The sequence below is a fragment of the Nocardia sp. NPDC051463 genome (assembly GCF_040681975.1).
In the GTDB taxonomy this organism is placed as follows: Bacteria; Actinomycetota; Actinomycetes; order Mycobacteriales; family Mycobacteriaceae; genus Nocardia.
Genome location: NZ_JBFBAB010000001.1, coordinates 639,483 through 658,024, shown reverse-complemented (window position 1 = coordinate 658,024; position 18,542 = coordinate 639,483). Strand labels below are relative to the sequence as shown.

Annotated in this window: 11 protein-coding genes; all 11 read left to right on the top strand. The window is 66.5% G+C overall.

Annotation, left to right across the window (positions count from 1 at the left end; all coding sequences use genetic code 11):
• Nucleotides 1–6: 6 nt before the first annotated feature.
• From AB0M74_RS02890 to AB0M74_RS02840, 11 genes are read left to right on the top strand one after another with little or no spacing between them, the layout of a single operon-like run.
• The gene (locus AB0M74_RS02890) at nucleotides 7–5,982 is read left to right on the top strand and encodes an aminotransferase class III-fold pyridoxal phosphate-dependent enzyme (protein ID WP_364900896.1); all 5,976 of its coding nucleotides are present in this window, start codon (nucleotides 7–9) and stop codon (nucleotides 5,980–5,982) included.
• Nucleotides 5,979–6,833: a hypothetical protein gene (locus AB0M74_RS02885; RefSeq protein WP_364900893.1), complete on the top strand. Its 855-nt coding sequence runs from the start codon at nucleotides 5,979–5,981 to the stop codon at nucleotides 6,831–6,833. The genes AB0M74_RS02890 and AB0M74_RS02885 overlap by 4 nt, the downstream gene beginning before the upstream one ends.
• Nucleotides 6,830–7,096: an acyl carrier protein gene (locus AB0M74_RS02880; protein ID WP_364900891.1), complete on the top strand. Its 267-nt coding sequence runs from the start codon at nucleotides 6,830–6,832 to the stop codon at nucleotides 7,094–7,096. The genes AB0M74_RS02885 and AB0M74_RS02880 overlap by 4 nt, the downstream gene beginning before the upstream one ends.
• Complete coding sequence (locus tag AB0M74_RS02875) at nucleotides 7,093–8,814, top strand: AMP-binding protein (RefSeq protein ID WP_364900888.1); 1,722 nt, start codon at nucleotides 7,093–7,095, stop codon at nucleotides 8,812–8,814. The genes AB0M74_RS02880 and AB0M74_RS02875 overlap by 4 nt, the downstream gene beginning before the upstream one ends.
• Complete coding sequence (locus tag AB0M74_RS02870) at nucleotides 8,811–10,403, top strand: cytochrome P450 (RefSeq protein ID WP_364900885.1); 1,593 nt, start codon at nucleotides 8,811–8,813, stop codon at nucleotides 10,401–10,403. The genes AB0M74_RS02875 and AB0M74_RS02870 overlap by 4 nt, the downstream gene beginning before the upstream one ends.
• The gene (locus AB0M74_RS02865) at nucleotides 10,400–13,291 is read left to right on the top strand and encodes a PEP/pyruvate-binding domain-containing protein (RefSeq protein ID WP_364900882.1); all 2,892 of its coding nucleotides are present in this window, start codon (nucleotides 10,400–10,402) and stop codon (nucleotides 13,289–13,291) included. Before AB0M74_RS02870 ends, AB0M74_RS02865 begins: the two co-directional genes overlap by 4 nt.
• On the top strand, nucleotides 13,288–14,580 hold the full coding sequence (locus tag AB0M74_RS02860) for a pyridoxal phosphate-dependent aminotransferase family protein (protein ID WP_364900879.1): 1,293 nt from the start codon (nucleotides 13,288–13,290) through the stop codon (nucleotides 14,578–14,580). The genes AB0M74_RS02865 and AB0M74_RS02860 overlap by 4 nt, the downstream gene beginning before the upstream one ends.
• Nucleotides 14,577–15,983, top strand: coding sequence for a nucleotidyltransferase family protein (locus AB0M74_RS02855; RefSeq protein ID WP_364900876.1), 1,407 nt, complete (start codon nucleotides 14,577–14,579; stop codon nucleotides 15,981–15,983). The genes AB0M74_RS02860 and AB0M74_RS02855 overlap by 4 nt, the downstream gene beginning before the upstream one ends.
• Entirely contained in the window at nucleotides 15,980–16,714 is a 735-nt protein-coding gene (locus AB0M74_RS02850) for an HAD family hydrolase (protein WP_364900873.1), read from the top strand. Before AB0M74_RS02855 ends, AB0M74_RS02850 begins: the two co-directional genes overlap by 4 nt.
• A complete protein-coding gene (locus tag AB0M74_RS02845; RefSeq protein ID WP_364900870.1) occupies nucleotides 16,699–17,652 on the top strand; it encodes a diacylglycerol kinase family protein in 954 nt (317 codons plus the stop codon). The genes AB0M74_RS02850 and AB0M74_RS02845 overlap by 16 nt, the downstream gene beginning before the upstream one ends.
• Nucleotides 17,649–18,425 (top strand): SDR family NAD(P)-dependent oxidoreductase, encoded by a 777-nt coding sequence (locus tag AB0M74_RS02840; protein WP_364900867.1) that lies wholly within the window; start codon nucleotides 17,649–17,651, stop codon nucleotides 18,423–18,425. Before AB0M74_RS02845 ends, AB0M74_RS02840 begins: the two co-directional genes overlap by 4 nt.
• Nucleotides 18,426–18,542 lie beyond the last annotated feature (117 nt).

Genomic DNA, 18,542 nt, shown 5'->3' with positions numbered 1-18,542 from the left:
CCGAGTATGCAGTTATCGGTTGCCGCGTCGAGTAGTCCCTCGGCGTCCGACGTGTTCGACGATTTCGCGCGGTACAACCGCCCCGGCCTGGCCCGGCTCCTGCGCGCCTGTCACCTCGATGTGGATTACCCGGGCGCCGAGGGCGATTGGTTGATCCGCGCCGACGGGTCCCGGGTACTGGATCTGGTCGGCGGGTTCGGCGCAGCATTGTTCGGGCACAACCATCCGGCACTGGTGCGGGTGGCGACAGCGCGGCTGAATCAGCAGTCGCCGTTCGTGTCCCAGGGCAGCGTCCGCGCCGGTGCGGCCCGGCTGGCCCGCCGACTGTCCGAATCGGTCGGCGCGGCCACCGATAGCGAGTACGTGGTGACATTCGGTGCTACGGGCGCGGAAGCCGTGGAAGCGGCGATCAGACACGCGGCGGTGGCACATGCCCGTTCGCTCTCCGATCTCGAGAATGAGTTGCGTCGCACCCTGCGTCGCGTTCGTCGTGACGGGCTGCACGGCGTGCGCCCGATCCCCCTCGCAGGGGCTGACGACGCCGTGGACGACCGCCGATCAGTGGCCGAGCTGCTCACCGAGTCGCTGCGCGAGATCGAGGACATGCGTCGTCGCGGGCCGCTTTTCGTCTCGCTGGCCGGCGCGTTCCATGGCAAGACTGCAGGCGCATTCGCCCTGACCGAGCAGGCCGACACGCCACTCGATCTGGTGGTGCCGGGACCCGAACGACGCAGTCTCGGCACCTGGTCGCCCCGCGAGGTGGCCGCGGCCTTCGCAGGCGAGCTGCGGTCGGTGTGCCGAATCGTCATCGACAGCACAGGTCGCCCCGTGCGGTCCTGGATGTCGATCTCGCCGATCGCGGCGGTGTTCGCCGAACCGATCCAGGGGGAGGGCGGTGTCCGCGAGGTACCGGCCGGGACACTGCGCGCGCTGCGTGCGCTGGCCGACTTACACACGGCTGCCTTGGTTTTCGACGAGATCCAGTCGGGCATGGGCCGGACAGGGACATTCCTGGCATCGGCGCCCTCCGGCGTAGTCGCCGACTACTACCTGCTGTCCAAGTCGCTCGGTGGCGGATTGGTGAAGATCTCTGCCCTGCTCGTCGATCGCGCACAGGCGATTGGTGATTTCGGCAGATATCACACGTCCACGTTCGCCGACGACGAGTTGTCGTGCGCGGTCGCCGATGCCGCACTGGACCTGCTGCGCGACAACCAGATCCGGATATCCGACGTAGGTGCTCGAGTGCGGGCCCGCCTGGATGCGGTGGCGAGCCGCTGGCCGCGGGCGATCGCGGGAGTGCGCGGCCGCGGGTTGTTGCAAGGCATCGAATTGATCCCTCCGGAGCCGGAATCCGCACTACTGCGCGAAATCTGCGATCCGGCGATGTTCGGGTACGTGGTCGCGGGCTACCTGCTGCACGCCCACGACGTCCGAATGCTGCCGACCCTGTCCGCACCGACCACCCTGCGCATCCAACCCTCGGCCTTCCTCGCGGAGTCGGATATGGCTCGGATGGAGACGGCGCTGGACGAGCTGGCGGCCCGGTTGCATCGCGGCGACCTCGCCACCCTGCTCGCGCACTTGGCGAGCCCGGTGACGACGAATTGGCCGCTGCCCGAACGGACATCGCCCGCGGTCCGGCGCACTCACGAGGTCGCGCGGGACTGGAACGCGCCGACCAGGGTGGTATTTCTTGCCAACCTGCCCGAGCCCGCCGACCTGCGACGGTTCGCTCCCGAACTCGCAGAATGGTCGGATATCCAGTTCGCCGCCTTGTTCGAACGCTTGCGGGGGGTGGCAGAGCCGTTCGAACTGACCAGGCAGACGGTGACCTCGCCGACCGGCGCTCAGGTCGAGGTGTGCCTGATCGCGGTGCCGATTTCCGCTGAGCAGATCATCGAATGTCTGCGGGCCGGACATCGGGCCTGGGTGCGCGATCTGGTACTCGAGGCAGTGGAGCAGGCAATCGCGCTCGGCGCCACCGTGATCGGGCTCGGCGGCTACACCTCCATCGTCACCGATGCCTCCCGCGACGTGGTGGAGGACGTCGTCACAGTGACCTCGGGGAACTCACTCACCGCTGCCTCCGCCTACGAGGTGGTACGCGCGGAGCTCGCCCGGCTGGAGCCGGGGCGACGACGCATCGGCATCCTCGGCGCGCTCGGCAATATCGGCGCGGTGATGGCTGAACTTATTGCCCCACTGGCAGATTCGGTAACGCTGATCGGGCGCACCGGATCGGCGCAACGACTCGACCGGGTCGCAGCGACGCTGGATGGAATAGTCGAGGTCAGTGAAAACCTGACCGCGCTGCGCGACTGTCATATCGTTCTGACGGCCACCAACTCGGCCCGGCCGATGGTCACCGCCGAGTCGCTGGCGGACGACCATCGGGTGCTCGTGGTAGATCTCGCGGTCCCTGGCGACGTGGATCCCGCGGTGTCCCACCGTCCGAACGTCACCCTGGTCTCCGGCGGCCGTATGGCGCTGCCACTCGGCCAGACACCTCCATTTCCCGAAACCGGGCTGCCCGGCGGGGTCGTCTACGCGTGCATGGCCGAAACCATTTTGCTCGGCTTCGAGCCGCACACGGCGAGTCCCTCCTACGGCGGCCTGACCGCGGCAGGCGTGCGCGCTGCCCGCGACCTCGCCGCCCGTCACGACGTGCGCCCGGTTCTGCTTCCGAAAGGAGCTCTCACCGTGCCCCATCCCGATTCCACCCCGACACCGGGCCCGATGTACCTGGGCGCCGCCGATTTCACGGTCGAGAAGGCCGGCGGTAAGGCAGGCACGCTCCATGAATTGATCGTCGCGGGATTCGAAGTGCCACCAGGCTTCGTCGTCACCGCTGATCTCGACCTCGCCGAGGTCACCGACGAGGATCTGCAACGCTGGGTACAGGCGCTCGGCGGCTTCCCGGTCGCCGCGCGTTCCAGCGGCGTGCTCGAAGATCTCGACGATGCGAGCTTCGCGGGCCAATACGAATCCTTTCTGGACATCACCGATGTGGCAACGCTGCGCGGCTACATCACGCAATGCCGCGACTCGGTGCACAACGAACGCGTCAGTGCGTACCTGCCCCGGCACGGCTACCACGAGGCCGGTGCCCCGGTGGCGGTGCTCGTGCAACGCATGGTCGATGCCCGGTGTGCCGGTGTCGGTTTCAGCATCGACGCACTCACCGGCATAGAAGACCACGCGGTGGTCGAATGTTGCCATGGCCTCGGTGAGCGCTTGGTCTCCGGGCACGTCACGCCGACGAGGTACACGCTGCGTCTGTTCGGCGGAGACGTGGTGGCGCGCGAGGCGGGCGGCGAAGACGTCGCATTGGCGCCTGCCGCCACCGCCGAACTCGCGGCGCTCATGCTCGCGGTGCAGGCGCATCGCCATCATCCGCAGGACATCGAATGGGCCATTGATGGCGCGGGGAAGCTGTGGCTGTTGCAAGCCCGAGCCATCACGGCCATCTCTTGGCGCACCGACATCGACCAGTTCTCCGACGCGGACCTTCGTGACGGTGGCGTCTCAGCGCGGGTTTGCACGCCGATGATGTTCTCTCTGTACGACAACGCATTCCAGTACTCGATGCAACAGTTCTTCGAGCGTCTGAGGCTCGCGGACCCGAGCGACGAACCCGACTGGATGGCTATGTATTACGGCCGGGCCTACTGGAATGTCAGCGCGGTCAAGAAGTGCTTCCGGCGCATCCCTGGATTCGACGAACAGCATTTCGACGACGACCTCGGCGTGCTCAACGAATACGGCCCCGAGGGGCCCGTCCGCACGCCGAACAACCCGAAAACCATTGCCCGTGCGCTGCCGGTCGCGCTTGCCGTGCAGCACAGCTACCGCACACAGCTCGACGAGGTCGCCGCATTCGCCGCCGAATGGCCCGCAAAGTACGCGGTATGGCGGGATCGGGTACACGCATTGCCGCACACCGACGAGGCTGGTTTCGTCGCGGACCTGGCCGATTGCCTGCTCACCTTCCACGCTGCCACCGAACGTACCTACTTCACCACCATCTACAACAACTCCAGTGTGCAGACGGATTTTAAACAACTCCTCGACAAGGTCGATGCCGCGACCGGCGTCAGCACCTCGGCCATCGATCTGATGGGCGGGCTCGCCGATATCAGCCACATGCGGCTGCAGCGCGGCATCGTCGAATTGCACCGGGTGGCCACCGATCACGGGCTCGACAGCGCCGAATGGACCACGGCACTCGACGTGTTCCTGAGCGACCAGGGGTTCCACGCTGACGCGGAACTCGATCTCACCAGTCCACGCTGGTCGGAGGCGCCCGAGCGGGTGCGATCGATGATCGCGACGATGCTCGAACACCGCACCCCGCCCGCGGATCCCGATGTGACGCTGGTGGACCAGCGCAGGCGCTACGAAGACGAGCTCGCGGCGGTGCGCGCGCGGGTACGCGCCAGACCGATCGCCCGACTGAAGCACGCCAGGGCATTGGACATGCAGGTCGATCGAATGCGCAGCTATCTCGTTGCGCGCGAACGGATGCGGGAGTTCTCCTCGCAGTGCTACGCGATCGTGCGTGCCTATGTCGTCGAGGCCGGGGTCCGGCTGGTGGCGGCCGGAACCATCGAGCACGCCGACGACGTGTTCCAGCTGTCCATCCACGAGCTCACCGATCTCGCCGCCGGACGTATCGAGGCCGCCGTACTGGCACCGCAGATCGCGTACCGCCGTGCGGTGTACGCGGGATATCGCGACCTCGTCCCACCGCACGAACTCGGCGGCGGTGTCACCGTCGGTGCGATCCGTGAAATCGGCGACGGCGACCTGACCGGACTCGGTTGCAGTCCCGGCATTGCCGAGGGTACCGCGCGGGTGATCACAGCACTGGCCGATATCGGACAGTTGCGGGAGGGCGACATCCTGGTCACCCGGTTCACCGACCCTGGCTGGACTCCGGCGCTCGGCTTGGTCGCGGCGGTGGTGACCGAGGTCGGCGGAATGCTCTCGCACGCAGCGGTTATCGGGCGCGAGTACGGCATTCCCGCCGTGCTCAATGTCGCCGGTGCCACCTCGGTTGTTCGGTCGGGCCAACGGATTCGGGTGGACGGCCGCGCGGGTGTGGTAAGCGTGCTCGACACCGAGGCCGCGACGGAGCAGGCCACCGGCCCGGGGGGCGCATCGGCGGCGCAATCCACGACATCCCCGGCGGCCAGGCGCGCGACAGTACCGGTCGATCAGCCGACGGCCGACGCAACGGTGCTGCGGTCAGCGGCCGTGGCGATCGTGCCGGAGGCAGCGCTGGATGCCGGCGCAGAAGCACCGAAAAGACTTGCGCCACTGGCGCACCCGACTCACAGTAGGGATGAGCAACTGAGCGCACGCAAACGCTTGATCTGCATCGCGGGTGGTGACGGTTCGGGGAAGACCACACAGGTGGCACGGATCGCCGCGGAATTCGAGGCACAGGGGCAGACCGTTGCCGCGGTGACGATATGGGACGCATTCCTCGACCCGAAGGTTTCCTCGAAGCTGCCGTGGCGCAGCCCCGCCGAAATCTATGGCTACCTGAAATTGTTGTCGCCGTTGAGTCGCGCGCACTTTCTGTTCCACGCCATGCAGCTGTCGTTCGATCTGGCCGCCGAGCGTGGCGTGGACATCATGCTGGCGAACGCGTACTGGTACAAGTACTTTGCCACCGAGGTGGCGCACGGCGGCGACCCCACGGTGCTGCGGCAACTCGCCGCGGGTTTCCCGGAGCCCGACCGCACCTTCTATCTGACCGTCGGTCCGCAGGATGCGCTGGGGCGCAAGCAGTTACGCAGTGACTACGAAAGCGGCTACGGCGACGAGGAGGCCTTCCTCGCCTTCCAGCACCGTAGCCACAGCGCCCTGGAGGCGCTGTCGGAGGAGTTCGACTGGGTGCGCTTGGACGGTACTGCCGCGCCCGCCGACATCACCGCGGCCGTGCTCGCGCAGCTGCGGGAGGACGACCGATGACCGCGATATCCACGCGCCGCGTCGCCATCGTCGGCATCGACGGCGCGGGCAAGTCTTCGGTGATGGCCCGACTGCGCGAGCTCGCACCGGCCGGGGACGGGTCTTTCGCGTCGATGACCTGCCCCGACTTCCACAACACCAGGAACGTGCCGCTGACCGAGTTGTCCGAGCAGCTCAGGGCATTCAGCGTCGGCTGTGACGAAATCTCCAGCCTGGAGATGAAGGCCACCGCGATGTACCTGCAGATGACGCTGTTCGGCCCGGTCGAACGGCACTTCGTGCAGACCTGGTCGCCGGATGTGCTGGTCTTCGAACGGCATCCGCTGATCGAACTGCTCGTCTACGGACCGCTGTACATGGCGCTCGCGCGTCCGGACTGGAACGGCCACGACCGACAGGACGAGATCGCCGCTGTGCTGGAGCGGCACCGGCCCGGCACCTTTGCCGACATCCTGGCCTGGCAGCGGTCGGAGTCGACCCGCCTCGGCAGCTCGCCCGATATCTGGGATCTGCTGTCGGAAATCGCGGATCTGGTCCGCAGGGACGTGACCGCGTCCCTGCCCGGTTTGGCCGCCCGCTTTCGCACCACACTGCCCGATGCTGTGCTCTGGCTGGACGCCGCGCCCGAACAAGCCGCGGCACGGTGCGCTGAACGCTCGGGGGATGGGCCCACAGAGGCCCACGAAACAACAGAGCGGCTCGCAGCCCTGCGTGACGGATATCTACGGGTGCGCGACACCCTCGCTGCGGCCTTCCCCGAAGTGGGATTCCACCGCATCGACACCGGCGACGGTGTCGACATCGAGGAGTCGGTGCGCGCCTGCGTGAGGGAAGGGAAGTTACTCGGTTGAACACACGGACTCGCGATAATGCGGGAATCCCCGCGGCCGACGTCGAGGCGCGGGTGCGCGCCATCGTCGCCGAGGTGCTGTGGGTCTCGGTGGACGATCTCGATCCGTCCACACCGCTGATCGACCACGGCCTGGATTCTCCGACAGCCATCGAACTGACCATTCAGCTGGAGCAGGCATTCGGGATCGATATTCCCGAAGATGCTGCAGCACAGTTGAAAACGATCGGACAGGTCGTGCACTACGTGAAGGACCAGTCATGACCGGCGGGCTGCGGCCGCCGCGACCCAGCATCGTGCACGCGCTACTGGCCAATGCCGAACTCGGCATTGACGCACCCGCCACCGTCTTCGTCCCGGAGCGCGCCGCCGACGGTACGCGCGACGTGAGCTGGCGGCACGACGAACTCGCGACGGCAGCCGCCCGGGTTGCTGCGGGTCTGGCCGCAGAAGGCGTCGGGCCGGGCGATCGGGTCATGTTGTGCCTGCCCACCTCGCCCGAATTCGTCACCGCATTCTTCGGTGCGCTGCTGCTCGGTGCGGTGCCCACCGCCGTCGCCACGCCGGGGGGCTTCGGCTCGACAGACATCTTCCTGGACAAGTTCACCCGCCTGCTCGGCTATCTGGAACCGGCGGCGGTCGTGGCGAGTGTGGCGGTGCTGAACGCCGCGCCGATGCCGGACTCCGTGGCCGCGATCGACGGTGCGGTACTGCACACGCTGGCCTGCACACCGGATGCGCCCGCGCTGCGCCCGCGGCTGCCAGCACCCGGCGATCTGGCGTTCATTCAGGCGACTTCCGGTTCGACCGGCACACCGAAGGGGGTGCAGATCACCCACGGCAACGTGGCCGCCAATTGCGAGCAGATCGCTACGGCCGCGGCAATGGGCCGCGCCGATACCTGGGTGGGTTGGCTGCCGCTGCACCACGACATGGGACTCATCGGCGGCTTCCTGACACCGTTGTTCCGTGGCTTCGACGCGGTACTGATGCCGCCGAGCAGGTTCCTGCGCAGCCCGGGGGACTGGCTGCGCGCGGTCGGTCGCTATCGGGGAACCCTTACCGCCGCACCGAATTTTGCCTACGGCTATGCGGCGGCACGGGTGCCGGACGCGGAAATGGCCGAGGTGGATCTGTCCAGCTGGCGATTCCTGTTCTGCGGCGCGGAGCCGATTCACCCGCCGACCGTGCAGCACTTCGTGGACCGCTTCGGGGCATGGGGCTTGCCGAAGGACGCATTGGTGCCCTGCTACGGCATGGCCGAAGCGTCCCTGGCGGTCACCGTCGCCCGCCCGCACCTGCCGGTGGCCTTCGACTCGGTGTCTCGCGAAGCATTGACCGGAAATGGTGTGGCGCTGGATATTCCGGTTGGCGACCCGGACGCGATGCAGATCGTGGATTGCGGCGCACCGGTGGACGGGACCGAGGTACGGATCGTCGACGCGGATGCGGCCCCGTGCGGCGACGACATCGTCGGACGCGTCCAGTTCCGCGGCCCGTCGACCACGGTCGGTTACTTTCGCTTGCCCGAGGCGACCGCGGCGGCCACCTGCGACGGCTGGTGGGACACCGGCGATATCGGGTACCTGCGTGACGGCCGATTGCGTATCACCGGCAGACACAAGGATTTGATCATCATCCGGGGCGCGAACTATCTGCCCACCGATTTCGAAATCGCGGCCCAGGAGGTGGCGGGTGTCCGGCTCGGCGGTGTCGCGGCCGTCGGTCACGCCGATACCGCTGGTATGTCGGAGGAACTGCACCTTATCGTCGAATCCGGCTCGGACGCAGCACAACACGACGCGCTGCGCAGGGCGGTGCGCGTCGCGGTGAGCAAGCGGACCGGAGTGCTGCCTGCCGGAGTGCAGGTGGTGCCGCCGCGCAGTATCCCCAAGACCACCAGTGGCAAGGTGCAGCGTGCCGAGGCGCGACGTCTGTTCTTGCTCGATGACAGCCTGATCGATGCCGGGGGTGCTGCATGACTGCTTCGTCGAAGGTTCGCCGCTTGGACGGCCCCACGCTACGACACCCACTGGGCGCTTATCTCGCATACCGCACCGACCCACTGACGCTGTTCTACGAACAGGCCGTGGCTCACGGTGGCAGCGTACGGCTGCGGCTGGCGCACCAGCATGTGCATCTGCTGGTCGAGCCGGAGCACATCAACCAGGTGCTGGTCGGCAGTGCGACCAAATATGTGAAGGGGATCAGCTATCAGAGCCTGAACTACCTGCTCGGCCCCGGCCTGCTCACCAGCGGCGGCGAACTGTGGAAACGGCAGCGTGCGTTGATCAAACCGGCTTTCGCTCGCCGTCACGTACAGACCGAGATTCCACTGATGGTGGCAGGTGGAGAGCGAATGCTGACCAGGCTGGACGCACTCGCCGCGCACGGCGAGGTGTTCGATCTGGTCCCCGAGGTGATGGGGTTCGCCGCCGACGTGGTCTGCCGTGCGGTCATGGGCGCCGACATCGACGGCGTGCTGCCGCAGATCGAAGGCGATGTGCGCGAGGGTGTTTCGTGGGTGATGGGCCACATGGCCGCGCCGGTTCGGCTGCCACCCGGCGTGCCGACACCCGCCAATCGTCGCTTCACCGGCGTGCGCGCCCGGCTGCATCGCGTCGTCGACGACATCGTTCACCAGCACCGACAGGCCGGATCAAGCGACGCGACTTCGCTGTTGGCCCGGTTGCTCGTGGCCCGTGATGACGCGGGCCATGCCATGGATGACGAACAACTGCGCCACGAGGTACTGACCTTTCTGCTGGCGGGTCACGAGACGACCGGCGGCGCGATGGCGTGGACAATCTACGAGCTGTGCCGAAATCCGGTGGTCCTCGGCCGGATCCGTGCCGAAATCGACACCGTGCTGAAAGCGTCGTCCGAGCGAGGGGCCGGGTCGAGCCATACAGCTCGTATCGGTGGTCCCAGTGGAGTGTCGGTCGCGCACGGGCCGGTCGGCGTAGCGGGTGTCGGCGTAGCGGGTGTCGGCGGGGTGAGTGTCGTGTCGGGCCTCGGAGGACCGGGGGCCGAACCCGGCATCGACCGGCCGCGCGGCACGGACAGAGTCGGGGGCATTTCCGCGCACACGCTGCCATCCCTCGAACTGACCGGTCACGCGATCGACGAGGCCATGCGTCTACATCCGCCTGCCTGGGGGTTCAGCCGGACCGTGCTCGAGCGCGACAGTTTCGACCGTTTCGATCTCGAGCCGGGCTCGATCGTGGTGATCAGCCCGTTCGTGAACCACCGGTGGCCCGAATTCTGGGACTCACCACTGACCTTTGACCCGGACCGGTTCACCAAGGCACAAACCAAGACCCGTCCGCCCTTCCACTACTTCCCGTTCGGCTGGGGCGCACACCTGTGCGTAGGTCAGCACATGGCGCTCATGGAGGTACGGGTCGGCATCGCGATGCTGCTGTCGCGCTACGACATCGAACTGGTGAACGGCATCCGGGTTCGGGAGAACCCGGAAATCTCCAACACCCCCGACCCGGTTCTGGTGCGGCTGACCCGACGCGAGTCGTCGGTCCCGACCACCAGGACGATGCAGGAGGCTGCGCGATGACCGAAACAACTCTCGGCGCGGTTGTGCAGGCCGCCGCATTGACAAACGCGGCCACTGCGCAAACGCATGCTGCTCGAGTCGGGGCCAAGGCTGCCAACCTCGGACGCCTACTGGCGGCCGGCCACCGAGTCCCAGCCTTCGCGGTCGTGAGCAAGGATGCGTGCGCCCGCATCCTCGCCCCGGTCGCCGGCCCCATTGCCGACCTACTGGCAACCCTCGACCACACCGATCCCACGTCGCTGCGCGCGGTGTCGGCGGCGATCCGCGCACTGATCACCGCTCGGACCTTTCCGGACGACATTCACGCCGAACTCGACGCCGCCCTCGACGTGCTCGTCGAACCCGGTCCGCGATCGACGGCCCGCGCGGTACACACCGTCGCACCGCCTGCCGATGCCCAGCACGGCAACGCCGGCGTCGAACACTCCGCGACATCGCTCGGGTCCGAAGGGGGCTCTTCGGAGACGTCTGAAACCCGCGTCAGCGTTGTCGGTTCGGCATGCCGAGTGCGATTGGCGGTGCGCTCGTCGGTCAGCGGCGAAGATTCGGCAACGGACTCCTTTGCGGGCCAGCTCGACACCCTCCTGAACGTCGCACCCGAGGGGGTCGCGCCTGCGGTGCTCGATGTTCTCGCCTCGGCATACTCGGAGAGATCCCTTTTCTACCGGGCGCATCGCGGTCTGGACAACGCGACCATCGACTGCGCTGTCCTGATTCAGGTCCTGGTCGACAGCGCCGTATCAGGAGTGGTCTTCAGCTGTAACCCGCAGACCGGCGATCCCACCGAAGCGGTGGTTTCCGCGGCCCTCGGCCTGGGCGAGGGCGTGGTTGCGGGCACCGTCGAATGCGACACCTTCTTCGTGGACAATGCGTCGCACACGATCACCTCACGGGTCATAGCGGACAAACAGAGCAGAGTCGTTGCCGGATCCGGTTCCGGCACCACGATCGAGCAATTGGCCGACACCGTCGCCGCCGCCGCATTGACCGACGTCCAGGTGCTCGAGCTCACCGCCACCGCCACCGGAGTCGCCGAAACCTTCGGTGCGCCACAGGATATCGAGTGGGCCTACGACGACGACGGCACCCTCTTCCTACTCCAGGCGCGACCGGTCACCGCGACCGGCGCGCGCGAAACCATCTTCGACAATGTCAATGTCGCAGAGTCCTATCCCGGTATGTCCAGCCCGCTGACGTTCTCCATTCTGCGGGCCGCCTACGAACAGGTTTTCCGCGCCTGCCATCGGGACTTCGGCGCCACCGACACCATCGTGGAGCGCAATGCCGCGAGCCTGTATCCGTACCTCGTCGGCACCGCCCACGGCCGCATCTACTACAACATCAGCAACTGGTATCGGCTGTTTCTGCAGATCCCCGGAATGGAATTTGCCATCGAAGGCTGGGAAGCGGCGCTCAATATCGAGAACCGCTACCAGCGCCCCGCCGCGCCGAAACGTGGCATCGCCCGGGGCCGAATGTATCTGCTGCGGTTGCGGGTCATCGCGATCATCGCCTTCGGCTGGTTGCGGCTACGCCGCAGGTTGCGGGCGTTCTTTGTCGAGCTCGCCGCGTTCACCGCAGACCTCGACCGTCGGCTCGCACCGGAAACACCGGAGCGGGAACGTGATCCGCACGCGCTGCTGGAGTGGATGGAACGCTGTCTGCACGAACTTGTCCCCGCGTACTCGGTACAGATCTTCAACGATTTCATTGCCCAACAGATGTTCCATGTCGTCGGTCTCCTGCTCGAGCGGGAAGGTCTCGGCGAAACGGAGGCGATCACCCTGCGCAATGAATTGTTCTGTGGGGAGGAAGGGGTCGACAGTGTCGACCCGGTTCGCTCGGCACTGGCCCTGACCGCCACCGTCGGTGACGATGCGGGCTTGCGCGAGCTGTTCGAGGGCCCGCTGGCAGCGCCGCAGGTGTGGAAAGCGCTGGCGCAGAACGGGTTCACCGACTTCAGGGCCGCCTGCCTGCGTCACATCGCCCTGTTCGGCGATCGCACCGTCGATGAGCTGAAACTGGAAACCGACCCGCTCGGCGAACATCCGGAACGGTTGGTGCCGATGCTGCGCAACTATCTGCGCGGTGGTCAGAACATCGACCACATGGCGGCACGGGAGAAACTCATTCGGCGTGCGGCCGAAGACACCGCTGCCACGGTGTTCCGCGGAAAGCTCGGCAGGCGCATGGTGTTCCGATTCGCGCTGGCTCGAGCCCGTGAGCACGTGAAGCAGCGGGAGAACATGCGCCTTGGCCGTAGCCGCTCGTTCGGGCTGGTCAAACGGGTGTTCCGTGAGTACGGCAGGCAGATGCACGCAACAGGTCTGCTCGAACAGCCGCGCGACATCTTCTGGCTCACCTATGAGGAGATCGCGGCACTGACCCGCGGTACCGCGGTCGATACCAACGTGGCCCGCATCGTGGCGACCCGCAAACATGACCACGAAGTCTGGCACGCCGAGGAACTGCCGTCCCGGATCATCACCTCGGGCATCGCCGCGACCACCATCAACAACCCGTCCTTCGATCACCCGAGCCCTGCCGTGGCATCTGGGGCCGTGCTGCGCGGAATCGGCTGTGCACCAGGACGAGTCGAAGCCCCCGCGCTCGTTCTCACGACGCCGGATCCGGACGTCGTCATCGACGGCCAAATCCTCGTCGCCTCGACCACGGACCCCGGCTGGGTGTTCCTGATGGTCGCGGCGGGTGGGCTGGTGAGCGAGAAGGGCAGCGTCCTTTCCCACACCGCCATTATCGGTCGCGAGTTGGGCATCCCCACCGTCGTCGGTGTCGCTGGTGTCACCCGCCGGGTATCCAGTGGGGACACGCTGATCCTCGACGGCAAGGCCGGAACCGCAACCATCGTTCAGGAGGAAGGGCTATGACCTCCACCGCAGCCGTCCACGGCGAGAATTTCAGCCTCGAGCACTACCTCGATCCCGCTGCCCACACCTTCGACCAGCGCTTCGACGAATTCCGACCCTACGTCACCAGGGCACGCGGCACCGGATTTGTTTTGCGCGAGATCACCGGTCCCACGGCAGCCGTCGTGCAGGTACGCGATCCGGGCGGCACCGAGGTCCGTGACCTGATCATGCTGGGTTCCAACAACTATCTGGGCCTGGGCAACGAGCCGGAGATCGTCGAGGCGGCCGTCGCGGCAACCCGCGAATTCGGCATCGGCTGTGGCGGGCCCCCGCTGCTCAACGGCACCACCTCGGTACACCGGCGGTTGGAGGAACGCCTCGCCGAGGCCAAGGGTTGCGAATCCGCGCTGGTGTTCTCCTCCGGCTACGCCGCGAACGTAGGTTGGGTAACCGGACTGCTGCGCAAGGGCGACATCTTGCTCTACGACGAGCAGAGCCACGCCAGCCTCTATGACGGAATCCAGCTCGGCCGGGTGCGCTCGATGGCCTTCGACCACAACGACCTTCGGCATCTTCGGCATCGATTGATGCAGATCCGTTGGCGCAACCCGGGTGCGAATATCGTGGTCGCCGTCGAGGGCGTGTATTCGATGGACGGCGATATCGCGCCGCTGCCCGACATTCGGGCGCTGTGCGATTCCTTCGGCGCCTGGTTGGCCATCGACGACGCGCACGGCACCGGCGTGCTCGGCGCTCGCGGGCACGGCACCGCCGAGCATTTCGGTATGGGCGACGGCTCGGTGGAGCTGTACATGGGCACCTTCTCGAAGGTGTTCGCGACCACCGGCGGATTTGTCGCCGGATCCACCGATTTGGTCGACACCCTGCGCTTCTTCGCACGCTCCTACATGTTCTCGGCCTCGTTGGCGCCCGCGGTGGTCGCCTCGGTGCTCGCCTCGATCGACTTCATCGACGCACACCCGGAACGCATCCGCCAATTACACGACAATGTGGGCTATTTCGTGCGGGAACTGCGCCACATGGGCTTCGCCGTCGATCCGCAGACCGCGATCATCCCGATCCTGGTGCCGCAGCGGCTGGCTGTGGCGGCGGTGGTGGCCGCGCTGCACGCCGAGGGCGTTTTCGTCAACGGCGTCGAGTTCCCTGCCGTCCCCCGCGACCAGCAACGGCTGCGCGTCAGCATGATGGCCACCCTCACCCGCGACCAGCTGGACTTCGCGCTGGGCAAGATTTCGACCGTCGCTCGTCGCTTCGGTTTTCACCCCGAACAGGAAGGCAGAATGTGACCGCACCCGAGATTGCCGCGGGCGGCAGTGCCGCCGAACGGCTGCTCGTGCACGCGTCGCTGGCCGCGCCGAGCACCGATGAGGGTGCCGAACTGGCCAAGCTCGCGCACGAAATATCCGACTGGTCGGAGGTTTTCGAGCTGGCACGGATCAATGCGACCGTGCCGTTGGTGCAGCGCCGATTGGCGGCCGAAGAGTTGTACCACCTCGTCCCCGAGGGCGTGCGTGTGCGGTTCGCCGACCTCATCGAACGCATTGCCGCCGCGAATTATCGGCGTCTGGAGGGTGCGCTGGAACTGTTGCGCCGCTTCGACGAACGTGGTGTGCGCTGCGTCGTGCTGAAGGGCATGCTCTTCTCCTCGGAGATTTACCACGATCCGCGCTACAAGCGGATGAACGATCTCGACATCCTCGTCGAACTCGACCACGTGGACACGGTCATCGAGATCTATCGCGAGATGGGTCTTTTCGCCACGTCCGAGCTCCTGGGCAAGGCACCGAAAGTGCGCGCCGAACGTTCCCATCACCTCCCGTCGTTCGTGTCCAGGGACGGCACGCTGGTCGTCGGCACACACTGGGGCCTGATCACTCCCTTGGCCGGGTACCGCATCGATTATCCCGCGATCTGGGATCGTGTGCGTCGCATCGATTTCTACGGTGTGCCCGCCTGGGCCATGTCGAACGAGGACAACCTGCACCACTTGGGTGTTCATCTGCCCTATTACAAGACCGGGGTCCGCGAACTCGCCGATATCTGGAACCTCGCCCGCCATGCTGCATCAGACCTGGACTACGACCTGCTCGCCGCCGAAATCGCGAAGGCGGGCAGTGAAAGCTTGATTTATCACGCATTCGCGGTGACGCATCGCCTTGTTCCGGTTCCGGACTTCGCGGCCCTTCTTGCGCGGATCGCCCCGCGGATCAACCAGTTCACCCGATACGACACCGCCCGCAAGACCGCCGACCTGCATACTCTGCTACGCAGCCGCTCGACACACACCTCACGTATCGAGAAGGCCTACACCGAGTTCAACATGACTGCGCTCGCACACGAGAAACGTGCGGCGTTCGGGCGGCTGTGGTCGGATCTACTGCTGGCTCCCGCCGAGGAAGCGGCGAAAATGAGCTCGCTGCGGGAGCCGTCGATGCTCTCGGGCCTCGGTGCCAGGGTGGCCGCGCCGTACCGGCTCACCCGGGTGTTCCAGCGCGACCTCGGTCGTTGGCTGTTCCCGGCGGCCTTGGCGAAGACCGTGTTCGACCTGGGTGCCGCGTACGGTCTGGAACTCGCGGGGAGAGCCGGTATTGCCGCGGTGCGGCAGGGGCGGCCGGGAATCGACGAATACGCGGCACAACTCGGCCTGACCCGCGCCGACCTCCAAGCGGTAATGGATAGTCAGGAGTGACCGGCTATCGCACGGTGCTGTGGGATCTGGACGGCACCCTGGTCGGTCTTCACCAGCGCACGTTCCAGGTGCTGATGCCGCTGGGGGCGGCGCGTGCCTTCCGCGATCTGATGCCACCGCACCGGTTCCTGCGCACGCTGAACGGTGTGCTGGCGACCGTCCGTGCCAACGACACCGAGCACACCAACACCGATCTGATGATCCGGCTGTTGGCCGAACGGATGGGAATCGAGCGCTCCCTTGCGGCGCGCCGCCTGCATCGACTGGCCGAGGTCGACTTTACGCGCTTGCGCAGGTGCTTCTTTCCGCAGCCCCAAGCAGCTGACACGGTGAACCTGTTGCATGCCGAAGACATAGCGCAAGTCGTCGCCACCAACCCGATGTGGCCGCTGAGCACCGTGGCCACCCGGCTGCGCTGGGGCGGCTACGAACCCGAGAGCTTCACCTTCTACACCAGCGGCGAGAACATGCGCAGCGCGAAGCCGCGCATCGAGTTCTATCGCGAACTCCTGGAGCGGCTCGGCGCCGAACCAGGGGAGTGCGTGATGATCGGCAACGATGCCGCCAAGGACGCGCCGGCGGCCCGGATCGGTATTCCCGTTTTCCTGGTCGGTGCGTCGGAATCCGATGTTCCACCGAACTGTGCACAGACCGGTCTGGTCCGCACCGGGGACTGGCGCCGGCTACGCGGGTGGCTGGGTATCGAGGAGGAGTCATGCTCGTCGTCCTGAATCCACAGTCCCATGCCGGAACGGCACTGGACCGATGGCGGCCGGTGGAACGCGCATTGCGCGAACGCCATCCGAACCTGGAAGTCGAAATGCCCGGTGACGCGGAACAAGCCGCGAAGCTGGTACGCGCCCGCATCGAGGCCGCCGACGGTGTGACCTCCGGTGTGATCGTGGCCGCGGGTGGCGACGGCATGGTCAATCTGGTGCTCAACGCGCTCATGGATCCGGCCACCGACCGACCACGGCGCGGCGCGCAAGCGCTTGCCCTCGGCGCCATCGGACTCGGCAGCTCCAACGACTTCCATAAACCGATGGGCGGGGCAGCCATCGTCGCCGATGTCCCCGTGCGTATCGACGCCGACCGGGCCGAACTCGCCGACGTCGGCAAAGCCACCATGCTGTTGCCCGACGGCACCCGCGCCGTGCGCTACTTCCTGCTCAACGCGAGCATGGGACTCGTTGCGGCGGGGAATCATTCGTTCAACCATGCCCGCGGCATGATCGGCTGGCTCAAATCGCGCAATGTCGAGGCCGCGATTGTCGCGACCGCGTTGAGCAATATCGCCACGCACCGTCCGCTGCCCATCCAGGTGCGCGGCAGCGACTGGGAGCACACCGTGCCGATCACCAACATCGGCGTCCTCAAGAGCGTGCACTTCGCGGGCGGTATGTACTACGACACTCCGGTCACCCGCGCCGACGGCCGGTTCGACGTGAACATCTGGCAGGCCGCGGGCCGCGCCCGAATCCTCCGTCTCATCGCGGGGCTCTACCGTGGAAAGTTCTCGGCGTCGACGCTGACGACCTGCCATCGCGACAGCGTCGTCGAACTTCGCCCGGCGCACGCCGCCCCGCTCGAACTCGACGGCGAGATCACGATCGTCGACAGCGCGCGGCTCGAGGTGTTGCCCGAAGTGCTGAAAGTGTGCGTCGCATGACGGTGGTCCTGGTGACCGGCGCCGCCAACGGGATGGGCGCCGCGACCGTCGAATACCTTGCGCGCGTGGGCTATACGGTCGAAGGCAGCGACCGGATCGCGGGATCCGACACCGCCGTCGTCGATGTTCGCGATGCCGAGGCCGTAGGCAGCTGGGTGCGGGCCGCGCACACCAGGCTCGGTCGCATCGACGCCGTTGTCGCCTTCGCCGCCTACGGAGTGGTCGGGTCGGTGGAGGAAACCGACGCCGACGAGGCAGCCGCGATCCTCGACACCAACGTGATCGGCACCCACCGCGTGCTGCGCGCGGTGCTGCCGATCATGCGCGAGCAAGGACACGGTCGGGTGATCGTGGTGAGCTCCGGCGCGGGCGCCGTCGCCGAACCGTACGGTGGCTGGTACTCGGCCACCAAGGCCGCCATCGAACGCCTCGGTGAGGCCGCGCGCATGGAAACCGCGGCATTCGGCATCCACGTTTCGGTGCTCGCCCCCGGTTGGACGGTGACGCCGATCATCGATGCTGCGGTGCGCGTGGCCGACCCCATCGACGCCTATACCTCCGATCGCGGCGCGGTGCTCGAACGGGTCACCGGATATCTCGCGGCAGGCCAACCCGCCGACGCGGTCGCCAGAAAGGTGCGCAGCATTCTCGAAGCGGCCCGGCCACGGCAGACCTACCTGTGCGGCGCCGACGTTCGGATGTCCTTCTGGACGCGCCGCCTCGTCCCCGCCAGGATTTACGAACGTTTAGTTCTTCGTTACTACGGCTTGTGACAGGAGCAACCCACGGCGGGGCCGGTAGGATCACCCGAGCCGGAACGGCCTCCCAAGAAACCAGGGGCTTGCCCGGTACGTGCCGTGCCTGGATGGTGTGCAGTACCCATCTGCGGT